General features: G+C 72.6%; 16 protein-coding genes. 4 read left to right on the top strand and 12 right to left on the bottom strand.

Annotated features, from left to right (window positions below; translation table 11 throughout):
- Window positions 1-2: 2 nt before the first annotated feature.
- Together NOCJ54_RS0114440 and murI are read right to left on the bottom strand one after the other, a co-directional pair.
- Complete coding sequence (locus NOCJ54_RS0114440; protein ID WP_232221794.1) at window positions 3-824, bottom strand: MBL fold metallo-hydrolase; 822 nt, start codon at window positions 822-824, stop codon at window positions 3-5.
- A complete protein-coding gene (murI, locus tag NOCJ54_RS0114445; RefSeq protein ID WP_028656058.1) occupies window positions 821-1,642 on the bottom strand; it encodes a glutamate racemase in 822 nt (273 codons plus the stop codon). The genes NOCJ54_RS0114440 and murI overlap by 4 nt, the downstream gene beginning before the upstream one ends.
- An 88-nt stretch (window positions 1,643-1,730) precedes the next feature.
- Between murI and NOCJ54_RS29520 the strand changes: the two genes are divergently transcribed.
- Window positions 1,731-2,801, top strand: coding sequence for an alkaline phosphatase family protein (locus NOCJ54_RS29520; protein WP_028656059.1), 1,071 nt, complete (start codon window positions 1,731-1,733; stop codon window positions 2,799-2,801).
- A 24-nt stretch (window positions 2,802-2,825) separates the two neighbouring features.
- Here NOCJ54_RS29520 and NOCJ54_RS28375 read toward each other — a convergent pair whose 3' ends face one another.
- The 8 genes from NOCJ54_RS28375 to NOCJ54_RS0114490 form a co-directional block, all read right to left on the bottom strand.
- Window positions 2,826-3,677, bottom strand: a complete 852-nt coding sequence (locus NOCJ54_RS28375; RefSeq protein WP_051485869.1) for a DUF3152 domain-containing protein — start codon at window positions 3,675-3,677, stop codon at window positions 2,826-2,828.
- A 33-nt stretch (window positions 3,678-3,710) separates the two neighbouring features.
- The gene (locus NOCJ54_RS0114460) at window positions 3,711-4,679 is read right to left on the bottom strand and encodes a PLP-dependent cysteine synthase family protein (protein WP_028656060.1); all 969 of its coding nucleotides are present in this window, start codon (window positions 4,677-4,679) and stop codon (window positions 3,711-3,713) included.
- A gap of 13 nt (window positions 4,680-4,692) precedes the next feature.
- Entirely contained in the window at window positions 4,693-4,983 is a 291-nt protein-coding gene (locus tag NOCJ54_RS0114465; protein ID WP_028656061.1) for a MoaD/ThiS family protein, read from the bottom strand.
- Window position 4,984: 1 nt separating this feature from the next.
- Window positions 4,985-5,431, bottom strand: a complete 447-nt coding sequence (locus tag NOCJ54_RS0114470; protein WP_028656062.1) for a Mov34/MPN/PAD-1 family protein — start codon at window positions 5,429-5,431, stop codon at window positions 4,985-4,987.
- 93 nt (window positions 5,432-5,524) lie between these two features.
- Window positions 5,525-6,478: an acyl-CoA desaturase gene (locus NOCJ54_RS0114475; RefSeq protein ID WP_028656063.1), complete on the bottom strand. Its 954-nt coding sequence runs from the start codon at window positions 6,476-6,478 to the stop codon at window positions 5,525-5,527.
- Between the two features lie 127 nt (window positions 6,479-6,605).
- Window positions 6,606-7,199, bottom strand: a complete 594-nt coding sequence (locus NOCJ54_RS0114480; RefSeq protein ID WP_028656064.1) for a DUF2017 domain-containing protein — start codon at window positions 7,197-7,199, stop codon at window positions 6,606-6,608.
- Window positions 7,196-7,510, bottom strand: coding sequence for an ATP-dependent Clp protease adapter ClpS (gene clpS, locus NOCJ54_RS0114485; RefSeq protein WP_028656065.1), 315 nt, complete (start codon window positions 7,508-7,510; stop codon window positions 7,196-7,198). The genes NOCJ54_RS0114480 and clpS overlap by 4 nt, the downstream gene beginning before the upstream one ends.
- A gap of 57 nt (window positions 7,511-7,567) precedes the next feature.
- Entirely contained in the window at window positions 7,568-8,101 is a 534-nt protein-coding gene (locus tag NOCJ54_RS0114490; protein WP_028656066.1) for a DUF1697 domain-containing protein, read from the bottom strand.
- A 66-nt stretch (window positions 8,102-8,167) separates the two neighbouring features.
- Between NOCJ54_RS0114490 and NOCJ54_RS25955 the strand changes: the two genes are divergently transcribed.
- Entirely contained in the window at window positions 8,168-8,599 is a 432-nt protein-coding gene (locus NOCJ54_RS25955; RefSeq protein WP_051485870.1) for a MarR family winged helix-turn-helix transcriptional regulator, read from the top strand.
- A complete protein-coding gene (locus NOCJ54_RS0114500) occupies window positions 8,596-9,855 on the top strand; it encodes an MFS transporter (protein WP_028656067.1) in 1,260 nt (419 codons plus the stop codon). Before NOCJ54_RS25955 ends, NOCJ54_RS0114500 begins: the two co-directional genes overlap by 4 nt.
- A gap of 41 nt (window positions 9,856-9,896) precedes the next feature.
- Here NOCJ54_RS0114500 and NOCJ54_RS0114505 read toward each other — a convergent pair whose 3' ends face one another.
- Window positions 9,897-10,370, bottom strand: coding sequence for a PaaI family thioesterase (locus NOCJ54_RS0114505; RefSeq protein WP_051485871.1), 474 nt, complete (start codon window positions 10,368-10,370; stop codon window positions 9,897-9,899).
- Window positions 10,371-10,426: 56 nt separating this feature from the next.
- Between NOCJ54_RS0114505 and NOCJ54_RS0114510 the strand changes: the two genes are divergently transcribed.
- Window positions 10,427-10,945: a winged helix-turn-helix transcriptional regulator gene (locus NOCJ54_RS0114510; RefSeq protein ID WP_232221795.1), complete on the top strand. Its 519-nt coding sequence runs from the start codon at window positions 10,427-10,429 to the stop codon at window positions 10,943-10,945.
- Here NOCJ54_RS0114510 and NOCJ54_RS0114515 read toward each other — a convergent pair.
- On the bottom strand, window positions 10,942-13,059 hold the full coding sequence (locus NOCJ54_RS0114515) for an iron ABC transporter permease (RefSeq protein WP_028656070.1): 2,118 nt from the start codon (window positions 13,057-13,059) through the stop codon (window positions 10,942-10,944). The genes NOCJ54_RS0114510 and NOCJ54_RS0114515 overlap by 4 nt on opposite strands.
- Between the last annotated feature and the right edge of the window lie 3 nt (window positions 13,060-13,062).

Genomic DNA, 13,062 nt, shown 5'->3' on the forward strand with positions numbered 1-13,062 from the left:
GCTCAGAGGTCGAAGACGGCGCCCTGCACGGCGAGCTCGGTCGGCCCGTCGTACGCCTTGCCCGCCTCGGCGAGCATGGTCTGCGCGTCGTGCCACGGCGGCACGTGGGTGACCACGAGCCGCTTCGACCCGGCCCGCGTCGCGACCTCGCCGGCCTCCTGGCCGGTCAGGTGGAGGTGGGGCGGGTTGTCGTCGCAGCTGCGGAAGGACGCCTCGCACAGGAACAGGTCGGCGTCCGCGGCGATCGCGTCGAGCGCGGCCGTGGGGCCGGTGTCGCCGCTGTAGCCGAGCACCTTGCCGAACGCGCTGACGCGCAGGCCGTACGCCGGCACCGGGTGGTCGACCTCGAACGGCTCGATCGTGAACGGTCCGACCTCGACCGGCTCCTTGTAGACCCGGAAGGAGAACTCCTCGCGCATCCCCGGCTTGCGGGGCAGGTCGTAGGCCTTCGCGAGCCGCTTCGCGGTGCCCTTCGGGCCCCACACGGGGATCCGCGGCTGGGTGCCGGACGGGTGGTACTTGCGCAGCACGTAGTAGCTGGTCATGTCGACACAGTGGTCGGCGTGCAGGTGGCTGAGGAACACCGCGTCCACCTGCAGCGGGTCGACGTAGCGCTGCAGCGCGCCGAGCGCGCCGTTGCCCATGTCGAGCACCAGGCTCCACGTGCGCAGCGCGTCGGTGGCCTGCACGAGGTAGCAGCTGGCCGGCGACTCGGGACCCGGGTAGGAGCCCGAGCACCCCACGACCGTCAGCCGCACGGAGCGGTCCGCCGGGGCGTCCGGGACCCGGAGCCGCGTCGTCTCCGGAGCCACGTCTTCACTCATGCAAGTCCCCCTGCGAACTGTCCGGCCGCCACCAGCTCGGGGCCGAGGAACCGGCGCCCGATCGTCGCGAACTCCGCCGGGGAGCCCGTGGTGGAGAAGGTGTACGTCGGCTCGCCGGCCGGCCGCATCAGGCCGGTGTCGGCGAGCATCCGGTAGACGTCCTTGGCGCACTCCTCGGCGCTGCTCACCAGGGTCACCTCGTCGCCCATGACGTAGGAGATGACGCCGGTCAGCAGCGGGTAGTGGGTGCAGCCGAGGATCAGGGTGTCGATGCCGAGCTCGCTCAGCGGGTCGAGGTACTCGTGCGCGACGGCGATGAGCTCCTCGCCGCCCGTCACGCCGGCCTCGACGAAGTCCACGAAGCGCGGGCAGGCACGCGTGGTCAGGGAGATCTGGGGCGCCGCGGCGAAGGCGTCGTCGTAGGCCATCGACTCGGCGGTGGACCGCGTGCAGATCACGCCGATCCGGTTGTTGCGGCTGGCGGCGACCGCGCGCCGGGTGGCCGGGTAGATCACCTCGACCACCGGGACGTCGTACCGCTCGCGGGCGTCGCGCAGCATCGCGGCGGAGGCGGAGTTGCACGCGATGACGAGGGCCTTGACACCCTGCTCGACGAGGTGGTCGAGGCACTCGAGGGCGTACTCGCGCACCTCCCCGATCGGCTTGGGGCCGTACGGCTGGCGGGCGGTGTCGCCGACGTAGGTGATCGACTCGTGCGGCAGCTGGTCGATGACCGACCGTGCGACGGTGAGCCCGCCGAACCCGGAGTCGAAGATCCCGATAGGGGCATCGACGTCGAGGTGGTCGTGGTTCCGCACCCGGCCAGACTACGGCGTCGGCCCCTCCCGGGTCGGCATTGCGGGACCGAGATCACGTCATGACGACGCTCACGCCTATGCTCGTGCGATGACCTCTGGTGACCGGCTCGGGCGCCTCCCGGGGACCGCCGCGGCGCTCGCCCTCGCCCTGCTGCTGCCCTTCCTGGCGAGCTGTTCCGGCGCGCAGGAGCAGCCGGCGTCGCGCCAGCTGGTGCCGACCTCGCAGCAGGTGCCGCGCGCCTCGGCGATCAACGGCAAGCGCGTCGTCGCCATCTCCCTCGACGGCCTCAACCCCCGCGCGATCACCCGGCTCGGCCGCAGCCGGCTGCCGCACCTCTACCGGATGATCCGGGAGGGCGCCTACACCCTCAACGCCCGGGCCCAGGTCGAGCAGACGGTCACCCTGCCCAACCACACGAGCATGGTCACCGGCCGCCGGATCCGCGCAGCCGCGGACGGCCACGGCGTCACGTGGAACACCCACCGCCCGGGGACGACGGTGCACGGGGCCGCCGGCCACGACGTGTCCTCGGTGTTCCGGACCGTCCACCGCGGCGGCGGTCGCACGGCGCTGTTCTCGACCAAGCAGAAGTTCACCCTCTTCGGCCGGTCGTGGTCGCAGGCCGTGCACCGCACGGTGATCCGCGACGCCGACGACGTCGCCCTCACGAGGCTCTTCCGCCGCGACATCGTGGCCACGAAGCGGTCCTTCGCCTTCCTGCACCTGGGCCTGGCCGACAAGACCGGCCACGCGCGCGGCTGGATGACCCGGCCCTACCTCGACGCCGTGGTGCGCCTCGACCGGCTCGTCGGCCAGGTGCTGTCGACGGTCCGCAGCACGCCGCGCCTGGCACGCTCGACGGTCGTCGTCCTCACCGCCGACCACGGCGGCGTCCCGGGCACGAACGGCCACGGCGCCGCGACCAGCTTCGAGAACTACCGCGTCCCGTTCATCGTCTGGGGCGCCGGCGTCGACCACGGCGACCTCTACGACCTCAACCCGACGCTGCGCAACCCCGGCCGCGGCCGCCCCGGCGTGAGCGGGGCGCAGCCGGTCCGCAACGGCGACCTGGCCAACCTCGCGACGAAGGTGCTCGGCCTCGGCCCGGTCGCGGGCAGCCTCTGGAACCGGTCGCAGCACCTGACCTGGCACCGCTGATCGGGCCGGCACCCGGTCCCCCGGTCAGCGGCGCAGCTCGCGCAGCGTCGGCCACGGGTTGAAGCGGCAGCCCTGGGTGCCCTTCGACTGCTGCATCATCACCGGCGCGAGGGCGCCGCGGCGCGGGCAGGAGGCATGGCCCTTGCCGAGCCAGTGCCCGGTCTCGTGGTTGACGACCATGTGCCGGTAGGAGCGCAGCGAACGGCCGGCGCGGTTCCAGGCCGGGGAGGCGTGCTTCCAGCGGGTCGCGTTGATGATGACGTTGCGCCCGACCCGGCACGACCACTCCGCGCTGCACCCGGAGGAGAAGCCGGGGACACGGGACGCCGCCGAGATCCACAGCGTGAAGCCGCCGCCGGAGCGGACCGGGACGAAGCGCACTCCCCGGCCCCGCCAGCCGCGCGGGTCGTCGAAGGTCTCCTGGGCCTGCCGACGGAAGGTGGCGACGTCGGTGCGCACGGCGCCCTTGACCCGCACCGAGTAGCGGACGACGCGGCGCACGTCGACCCGGTGGCGCACGACCCCGGTCCGGGCGGTCGCGATCGCCGTCTTCCGCTCGGGGTGGCGCAGGACGACCTTCACACCGAGCCGGTGGCCCACGTCGGCGGGCCGGACCTGGTAGCGGCGGCCGGTGGCACCGGTGATCGGTCGGTCGTCGCGCAGCCACTGGTAGCGCACCGTCGCCGGCGCCGGGCGCCACCGCCCGGGCTCGGCGCGCAGGGTCTGCCCGAAGCGGCGCACGCCGGTGACCTGCGGCGCCTCCACCTGGGTGAAGGCCGGCAGGTCACCCGAGCCGGGCGTCGCCTCGTCGGCGGCCGCCGGGGTGGCGACGGCGAGCACGCAGCACAGCGCGAGGACGGTTCCGCGGAGTCGCATCGCTCCACAATACGTCGCCCGTGGGGGCCGGGCTCAAGCCCAGAGCTGGCCCTCGAGGCGGTCCTCCGCCTCGTCGATCGTGCCCTCGTAGGCACCGGTCGAGAGGTACTTCCAGCCGCCGTCGGCGACCACGAACGCGATGTCGGCGGCCTCGCCCGCCTTCGCCGCCTTGGCCGCCTGGCCGAGCGCGGCATGCAGGATCGCGCCGGTGGAGATGCCGGCGAAGATGCCCTCCATCTCCAGCAGCTCCCGCACCCGGCGCACGGCGTCACGCGGTCCGACCGAGAACCGGCTGTCGATCAGCTCGGCGTCGTACAGCTCGGGGACGAAGCCCTCGTCGAGGTTGCGCAGGCCGTAGACGAGCTCGCCGTAGCGCGGCTCGGCGGCGACGATGCGCACGTCGGGCTTCGCCCGGCGGAAGAAGCGGGAGACGCCCATCAGCGTGCCGGTCGTGCCGAGGCCGGCGACGAAGTGCGTGACGTTCGGCAGGTCGGCGAGGATCTCGGGTCCGGTGCCCTCCTCGTGCGCGAGGGCGTTGGCCGCGTTGCCGTACTGGTAGAGCATCACCCAGTCGGGGTGCTCGGCCGCCATCTGCTTGGCGACGCGCACGGCCTCGTTGGAGCCGCCGGCGGCGGGCGAGGAGAAGATCTCCGCCCCCCACATCCGCAGCAGCTGGCGCCGCTCCTCAGAGGTGTTCTCGGGCATCACGAAGACGGTGCGGTAGCCCTTGAGCTTGGCCGCCATCGCGATCGAGATGCCGGTGTTGCCGGACGTCGGCTCGAGGATCGTGCAGCCGGGACGCAGCGTGCCGTCCTTCTCCGCCTCCTCGATCATCCGGAGCGCGGGCCGGTCCTTGATCGAACCGGTCGGGTTGCGGTCCTCGAGCTTGGCCCAGATCCGCACCTCCGGCGCACCCGGGGTGTTGAACGGGGCCGAGAGTCGCGGCAGCCCCACCAGCGGCGTGTTGCCGACGGAGGTCAGGAGGCTGTCGTAGCGGACCATGGCCGACGGGCGCTCAGGCAGCGCCGCCGGCGACGGCCGGCAGGATGACGACCTGGTCGCCGTCGGAGAGCTCGGCGTCGAGGCTGCCGATGAAGCGGACGTCCTCGTCGTTGATGTAGACGTTCACGAAGCGGCGCAGCTCGAGGCCGGCGCCCTTGTCCTCGACCAGCCGGTCCTTGATGCCCGGGTGGTTGGACTCGAGGGAGTCGATGAGCGCGCTCAGGGTCGAGCCCTCGGCGTCGACAGCCTTCTCACCACCGGTGTAGGTGCGCAGGATGGTCGGGATCCGGACCTCGATGGCCATGTCAGCTGCTCTCCTCTGCAGGGGTGACGGTGTCGACGATGGTGACCTCTTCCTCGGTCACGACTCCGTCGATGATTCTGTAGGACCTGAACTCCACCGGACCGGGGTTATTCCCGTGCTCCCGCGTGCTGACGAGCACGTAGTGGGCACCGGGCTCGCTGGCCAGGTTGATGTCGGTGACGCTGGGGTACGCCTCCGTCGCGGTGTGCGAGTGGTAGATCACCACCGGCTCCTCGTCGCGATCGTCCATCTCCTTGTAGAGCTGGAACAGGTCGCTGGAGTCGTACTCGTAGAACGTCGGGCTGCCCGCCGCGTTCACCATCTCGACGTGGCGCACCGGCTGGTCGCTCCCGATCGGGCCCACGACCATGCCGCACGCCTCCACCGGGTGCTCCCGCTTGGCATGCTCCACGAGGGCGTCGTACGTCGCCTGGTCGATCCGCAACACGCGCTCCAGCGTATTGCGTCTGCCCCGCTCCCCCGGCATCGGGCCGGTAGTCGGATGGCTGGGCCGCCCCGCACCGGGGCGTCGACCGGCCCGTCAGCCCGTCGGGCTGACCGACTTCGCGCGGATCCGCTCCAGGCTGGGCCAGCGGACGTCGTGGACCCAGCCGAGCTTCTCCATGACCCAGATGACCCGGGCGGAGGTGTCGAGCTGGAACCGCTTGACGCCGTGGCGGGCGGAGGTGGGGTCGGCGTGGTGGAGGTTGTGCCAGGACTCGCCGCCGGACGGGATGGCCAGCCACCAGACGTTGCCGGAGAAGTCGCGGGAGGTGAAGGGGCGCTCGCCGAGGGTGTGGCAGATCGAGTTGATCGACCAGGTGACGTGGTGGATCAGCCCGATCCGGACGATGGTGCCCCAGAAGAACGCGGTGAGCGCGCCCTGCCACGACCAGGTCAGCAGGAAGCCGAGGAGGGGCGGCAGGAAGAGCGAGGTGAGGACCCACAGCCAGAAGAGGCGGGAGATCCGGACCAGGTCGCGGTCCTTGGCGAGGTCGGGGGCGTACTTGTCGATCGGGGTCTGCTCGGGGTCGAACAGCCAGCCGATGTGCGCCCAGAGGAAGCCCTTGGTGAGGCCGCGCAGGCTGTTGCCGTAGCGCCACGGCGAGTGCGGGTCGCCGTCGCGGTCGGAGAACTTGTGGTGCTTGCGGTGGTCGGCGACCCAGCGGATGACCGGGCCCTCGACGGCCATCGAGCCGAGGACGGCGAGGGTGATCTTCACCGGCCGGTTCGGCTTGAAGGACTTGTGCGTGAAGAGCCGGTGGTAGCCGACGGTGATGCCGTGCAGGGTTAGGCCGTACATCACGAACGTGATGAGCACGTCGCTCCAGCCCAGCCAGCCGCCCCACGCGACGGGGATGGCGGCGAGGAACGCGACGAACGGAACGGCGATGAAGAGCCCGAGGGCGAAGCGCTCGGGCCACGACTGCGTGTCACCGCTCATGGTGGCGCGGACGGTGGTGTCGGTCCCGGCTCGGTCGTCGAGTGCGGTCATCGGGGGTGCTCCAGGGCTTCGGCGGGCCTCATCACGGAAAGACTAGGCCCGTTGCTGCAGGGTCTGACCACCCGGTACCGCCGTACGGGATGCGTAGTCCCCCACCGGACGCCGACCTCTGGCCGGATCAGCCGACTGAGCGGACCAGCGTCTCCTGGATGAAGCCGAGCCACTCGTAGATGTGGTGCGCCTGTGCCCGCGAGTCCTCGTCGGGCAGGGAGTACCAGAGCTCCTCGTCGTCCTCCTCGACCCCGAGCCGGGTGCCGAGCGCGAGCCGGAGGTCGGTGAGCGAGCGCAGCCAGACCAGCGCCGTCTCGTCGTCGAGCTCGACGTCGATCGCGAGCTCCTCGTCGAGGGGCTCGGCGGGCAGGCCGGCCTCCTCGAGGGTGTCGATGACGGTCGCCGCGGCGCGGGCCTTGCCGTCGCGCAGGCCGCCCTCGGTGAACCGCCGGAACTCCGCGGCAGCCTCGGCGTCCTCGCGGTAGGCGCTGGGGAACAGCCGGCGCAGGACCGGGTCCTCGGGCTCGGTGGTGGGGCCGGAGAAGTCGAGGAGCGCCTCCAGCGGGTCGCGCTCGGTGGCGGCGACCGCCGACTCGTTGTGCAGCAGCTCGACGAGCTGGGCGGCCAGGGAGCGCAGCAGGTCCGCCTCGAAGACCGAGAAGGTCGCGATGGCGCGCTTGCTGCGCCGGTGCCGGACGAAGCCGGTGGTCGGGGAGGTCACGCGTCGGTGGCCTTCGACAGGGTGGCCCACAGGCCGTACTCGTGCATCGCCTGCACGTCGCGCTCCATCTCCTCGCGGCTGCCGCTGCTGACGATCGACCGCCCCTCCTCGTGGACCTCCATCATCAGCTTCTCCGCCTTCTTCCTGCCGTAGCCGAAGTGCTTCTGGAAGACGAAGGTGACGTAGGACATCAGGTTCACGGGGTCGTTCCACACCACCGTCACCCAGGGGGTGTCGGCGAGCGTGATGTCGTCCGGGGTGAGGTCCTGCTGGACTCCCGGATCGACCTTCTCCGGGCTCGCGGTCGTCACGGCTCCATGGTGGCACAGCGCCTCGGGGCGTCCCCGGGCACCACGGTCAGCCCACGGTCAGCACCACTTGTCGGCGAGCGTGGTGACCACGTTGAGGTTGCGGTTGGTCGCCACGACGTCGAGGGACTTCTCGATCTTGTACGGGTCGACGGCGCCGGCCTCGTAGCCGGGGCCGAGCAGGACGTGCGCCGCGCGGCCGCGGACGACGACCTGGTTGACGTCGGTGCTGCGCTCGTGGACCGCGGTGACCCGGTCCGGGTCCGGCTCGTCGGCGAGCAGGTAGACGTAGTGCCGCTCGAGGTCGGGGCGGGTGAGCTCGCGCGCGTCGTCGGCGATGGCGCGCAGCTCGGCGGTCGTGAACACGATGGTGGGCACGGCGAAGCCGGCCCGCTCCTCGTAGGCCTTCTCCAGCACCGCAGCGACCTTCTGCGGCGACCGGTTGCCGATGGTGAGGCGGACGTTGCCGGTGTTGATGTGGGTCAGCACGTCGGTGCCGCCGGCGGCCTCGGTCGCGGCGACGATGTCGGCCTTGGGGAACTTGCGGTTGGGCCCGAGGTTGATGGCCCGCAGGAACGCGACGTACGTGGGCATCCCTGCATTGTGTCGTGCCTCACGGACACCTGACATACATAGGTTTCCAATGTAGTTTGGTTCCTCGTGCCCTCCACCCCCACGCCGCTGCACGGCGAGCTCACGATCCAGGCCGCACGCCTGGTCCGGCTGGTCCGCCGCGAGCACGCCTCCGCCGCCGGCCTGCGCGTGCTGTCCACCCTCGACGAGCTCGGACCCCAGTCGGTGACCGCGCTGGCGCAGGCCGACCACTGCTCGCAGCCGACGATGACCGGCCAGGTGCGCCACCTCGCCGGCCTGGGCTGGGTGACCAAGGAGCCCAACCCGGCGGACGCGCGGAGCAGCCTGGTGGCCCTCACCCCGGCAGGGCGCGCCGAGCTCGACCGGGTGCGTCGGCTCAACGCCGAGCTGGTCGCCGAGCGGCTGGCACACCACCCCGACCTGACCACCGACGACCTCGCCACCGCCGTGACGGTGCTGAAGGCCGTCCTCGACCTCCCTCGGGAAGGAACTTCGTGACCACCACCGAGCCCACCGCACGCGCCGCAGGCCAGGAGGGATCGTTCCTCCGCCAGCCGCGCGCCGTCTGGGCCGTCACCTTCGCCTGCGTCATCGCGTTCATGGGCATCGGCCTCGTCGACCCCATCCTCAAGGAGATCGCAGCACAGCTGGACGCGACCCCGAGCCAGGTGTCGCTGCTGTTCACCAGCTACATGGCAGTGATGGGCGTGGCGATGCTCGTGACCGGGGTCGTCTCGACCCGCATCGGCGCGAAGCGCACGCTGCTGGTCGGCCTCGTGCTGATCATCGTCTTCGCCGGCCTCGCCGGCGCGTCGGGGTCGGTCGGGGCCGTGATCGGCTTCCGCGCCGGCTGGGGCCTGGGCAACGCCCTGTTCATCGCCACGGCCCTCTCGACGATCGTGAGCGCGTCGACGGGCTCGCTGGCCCGGGCCATCATCCTGTTCGAGGCAGCACTCGGCCTCGGCATCGCGTCCGGCCCCCTGGTGGGCGGACTGCTCGGCGAGCAGTCGTGGCGGGGCCCGTTCTTCGGCGTCTCGGTGCTGATGAGCGTCGCGCTGGTCGCGACGACGTTCTTCCTGCCGGCGACACCGCCGGCCGGTCGTCGTACGACGCTGGCCGACCCCTTCCGCGCACTGCGCCACCCGGCGCTCGCCGTCATCGCCGTCGTCGCCGTCTGCTACAACCTCGGCTTCTTCTCCCTGCTGGCGGCCGGCCCGTTCGCACTCCCGGACGCCGGGATCATGGAGATCGGCTGGGTCTTCTTCGGCTGGGGCCTGATGCTCGCCTTCACCTCGGTCGGGGCCGCCCCGTGGCTGCAGCGCCGCCTCGGCACGGTCCCCGCGCTCGTCGCCGCACTGGTGCTCTTCGCCCTCGACCTGGCCTTCATCGCGGTGGCAGCCGACACTGCCAGCCTGGTGGTCGTCGGGATCGTCGTGGCCGGCGCCTTCCTCGGCGTGGTCAACACCCTGGTCACCGAGGCCGTGATGGGCGCAGCGCCGGTCGAGCGCCCGGTCGCGTCGTCGGCCTACTCGTTCGTCCGCTTCACCGGCGGCGCCGTGGGCCCGTACGTCGCCCTCAAGCTCGCCGAGCACCAGGGGGCTGCCGCGCCGTTCTGGTTCGGGACGGTCGCCGTCGCGGTGGGCGTCGTGGCGATGCTCCTCGGGGCGCGCACGGTGACGCGGGCCCTGCACGGCGCGCCCGCTCCGCACTCCCCCGCGGAGGCCGAGGCGGAGGCGCTCGGCGACCTGGCCTGAGCCGCCGGGGAGGCGCGCGCCGCGACAGCCCGTGAGCCGGGTCAGCCCATGATCAGGCAGGAGCTCGACGCGTAGGCGACGAGGCGGTCCTGGCCGTCGTACAGCTTCGCCTCGGCGAGCGCGGTGCGTCGCCCGCGCTGGATGACGGTGCCGACGGCGCGCAGCCGGCCGGAGTCGACGGTCACGGCCTTGAGGAACTTCACGGTCAGGTCGAGCGAGGTGTAGGCCTCCCCCACGGCGAGCGTCGAGTGCACGGCGCAGCCGCAGGCCGAGTCGAGCAGGGTCGCGTGGACGCCGCCGTGCACGCTGCCGATCGGGTTGTAGTGACGGGGCTCCGGGTCGAGCTCGAAGACCGCCGTGCCGCGCTCGGGGACGTCGAAGCCGGCGAAGCCCAGCGTGTCCGCGATCGGCGCGGGCGGCAGGTGGCCGTCGCGCATCGCCCGGAGCTGCTCGAAGCCGTCGAGCCCGGCCGGGTCCATCTGGGTCTTGATCACGGACTCAGTCATGGTGTCCATGACACCACCCGATGCTGGGTCTGTCAACGAGACCCAGATCCTCCTATGCTGGCGGGGTGAGCACCGCGAGCACCGTGAGCGAGCCGGCCGCCCTCGCCTGGTCGGTCGAGAACTGCACGCTGGGCCGGGCGATGGCGATCCTCGGCGAGCGCTGGACCGTGGTCGTGCTGCGCGAGGTCTTCCTCGGCGTGCGTCGCTTCGACGACATCCGGCGCCACTCCGGGATCCCCCGCCAGGTGCTGTCGGCCCGGCTCGCGACGCTCGTCGAGCACGGCCTGCTCCAGCGGGTGCCCTACCGCGCGGAGGGTGCGCGGACACGGCACGAGTACCGGCTCACCGCGATGGGCCTGGAGCTCCAGCCGATCCTGCTGGCGATCACCCAGTGGGGCGACCGCCACCTCGCCGACCCCGACGGACCGCCGATCACCTTCGTGCACCGCGACGGCTGCGACGCCCCGGTGCACGTCGAGGTCCACTGCGCCGCCGGCCACCGCATCGACGAGCCACGCGAGGTCGGCAGCCGCCCCGGCCCGGGCGCGCGACCGGCGACCGGCAGGAGCGGCGACCCGGCCTAGGCGCGCGAGCGCGCCAGCAGGTAGACGAAGTACGGCGCGCCGATCAGCGCGACGACCAGCCCGGCCGGGACCTGGGCGGGTGCGATCACGGTGCGGCCGATGACATCGGCGACGCCGAGCAGCACGGCGCCGACGAGCACCGCGACCGGGACCGACCGCGCGTGCCGGCCGCCGACGAGAGCGCGGGCCATGTGCGGCGCCACCAGGCCGACGAATCCGACGACACCCACGGCGGACACGCTCATCGCTGCCAGCAGCGCCGCCGTCAGCAGGACGACGAGGCGGACCGCCTCGAGCCGCACGCCGACCAGGCGGGGCGTGTCCTCGTCGAGGGCGAGCAGGTCGAGCTCGCGGCGCACCAGCCAGGCCAGCGGGAGCGCCAGGGCGAGCATGACCGCGACGGGCAGCACCTGCTCGAAGGTCCGGCCGTACGTCGTACCGGACATCCAGGTGTAGATCCGGGGCGTGTCCCAGGGGTTCGACCGGACCAGCATGAACGTCGTGAGCGCGGCCGAGCCGTACCAGGTGCCGATGCCGATCAGCACGAGTCGGTCGGCGTTGAGCCCGCCGCGCCACGCGAGGCCGTAGACGAGGGCGAAGGCGACCAGCGCACCCACGGTGGCGCCGACGAGGATCGACGTGGTGCTGGCGGCCTGGGTGACGCCGGCGCCGGTGACCACGACGACCGCACCGACACCGGCACCACCGGTGATGCCGAGGATGCCGGGCTCGGCGAGCGGGTTGCGGCAGGTGGCCTGCACCATGGACCCGGCCAGCGCCAGCGCTGCACCGGCGAGGACGGCGGCCGCGACCCGCGGCGCGCGCTCGTCCAGCGCGAAGTCGATGAGCGGGGCGGACTCGCCGCGCAGCCACAGCGAGAGGTCCCCGACCCGCAACCAGGTGTCCCCGCCGAGCAGGCCGAGGAGGACGACGCCCGCCGCGCCGACGGCGGCCACGACGAGGACGAGGGTGAACCGCAGCCGGCTGCCCACGCCGACCCGGGCGGCGGCCGGCTGGCGCGCGGGGCCGGCGTCGCGCTGGCGGCGGGCGAGCAGGATCATGATCGTCGCGCCGACCAGCGTGGTGGTGATGCCGGTCGGGATGGAGATCGCGGCCTTCGCCCCGAGCAGGCCGCGGATGGCCACGTCGGCGAGCACGACCACCGTCGCCCCGGTGAGCCCGGCGGCCGGGAGCAGCACGGCGTGCCGGTGCAGCGCGGGGACGAACCGTCCGCAGAGGCGGACGATCACCGGCGCGAAGAGGCCGACGAAGCCGATCGGCCCGGCGAGGGTCACCGATGCCGCGGTCAGCAGCACCGCGAGGATCGTGCCCAGCGCGCGGGTGCTGCGCACGGGCACGCCCAGGACGGCGGCGCTGTCGTCGCCGAGGCCGAGCAGGTCGAGCCGGCGAGCGAGCAGCAGCGCGGCCACGGTGGCGACCACGACGACCGGTGCCGCCTGCTGGAAGGCGCGCAGGCCGAGCTGGCTCAGCGAACCGCTCCCCCACGCGAACAGGCTGGTCGTCTCCTCCTCGAACAGGATCAGCAGCGTCGAGGTGGCAGCCTGGAGCGCGAGCGCGACGGCCGAGCCGGCCAGCACGAGCCGGGTGGTCGACGTGCCCGCCCCGCCGGCGAGCCCGAGCACGAGCGCGGCGGCGAGCAGGCCGCCGACGAAGGCGGTGAGGCCGGACGCCCAGATCGGGACGGACAGGCCCAGGGCCGCCACCACGGTGACGGCGAGGTAGGCGCCGCCGGTCACCGCGAGGGTGTCGGGCGAGGCGAGGGCGTTGCGCGCCAGGCTCTGGAGGAGCGCGCCCGCCACGCCGAGCGCGAAGCCGACGGCGATGCCGGCCGCGAGCCGGGGCACGCGGGAACCGAGCAGCACGTCGCCGGCGTCCGCACCGGCGCCGCTCGAGCGCTCTCCCAGCAGCCAGCGCCAGATGTCGCCGCCGCCGATGGCGGAGGTGCCCTGGGTGAGGTGCCAGCCGGAGACGGCGAGCAGCACGACGACGAGCAGCAGCAGCACCCCGGAGGCGCTGAGGACGCCACCGGCGCCGAGCCGCGGGGTGGCCGCGGGCCGGTCCGGTGCGACGTGCCGCTGCTGCTCGATCGTCATCGG

This window comes from Nocardioides sp. J54 (assembly GCF_000519005.1).
GTDB lineage: Bacteria > Actinomycetota > Actinomycetes > Propionibacteriales > Nocardioidaceae > Nocardioides.

What these genes read in the sequence shown, in the direction of transcription:
- NOCJ54_RS0114440 (WP_232221794.1), bottom strand. Translation starts at nt 824, where the DNA reads ATGAGTGAAGACGTGGCTCCGGAGACGACGCGGCTCCGGGTCCCGGAC.
- NOCJ54_RS29520 (WP_028656059.1), top strand. Translation starts at nt 1,731, where the DNA reads ATGACCTCTGGTGACCGGCTCGGGCGCCTCCCGGGGACCGCCGCGGCG.
- NOCJ54_RS28375 (WP_051485869.1), bottom strand. Translation starts at nt 3,677, where the DNA reads ATGCGACTCCGCGGAACCGTCCTCGCGCTGTGCTGCGTGCTCGCCGTC.
- NOCJ54_RS0114460 (WP_028656060.1), bottom strand. Translation starts at nt 4,679, where the DNA reads ATGGTCCGCTACGACAGCCTCCTGACCTCCGTCGGCAACACGCCGCTG.
- NOCJ54_RS0114465 (WP_028656061.1), bottom strand. Translation starts at nt 4,983, where the DNA reads ATGGCCATCGAGGTCCGGATCCCGACCATCCTGCGCACCTACACCGGT.
- NOCJ54_RS0114475 (WP_028656063.1), bottom strand. Translation starts at nt 6,478, where the DNA reads ATGACCGCACTCGACGACCGAGCCGGGACCGACACCACCGTCCGCGCC.
- NOCJ54_RS0114490 (WP_028656066.1), bottom strand. Translation starts at nt 8,101, where the DNA reads ATGCCCACGTACGTCGCGTTCCTGCGGGCCATCAACCTCGGGCCCAAC.
- NOCJ54_RS0114505 (WP_051485871.1), bottom strand. Translation starts at nt 10,370, where the DNA reads ATGGACACCATGACTGAGTCCGTGATCAAGACCCAGATGGACCCGGCC.
- NOCJ54_RS0114515 (WP_028656070.1), bottom strand. Translation starts at nt 13,059, where the DNA reads ATGACGATCGAGCAGCAGCGGCACGTCGCACCGGACCGGCCCGCGGCC.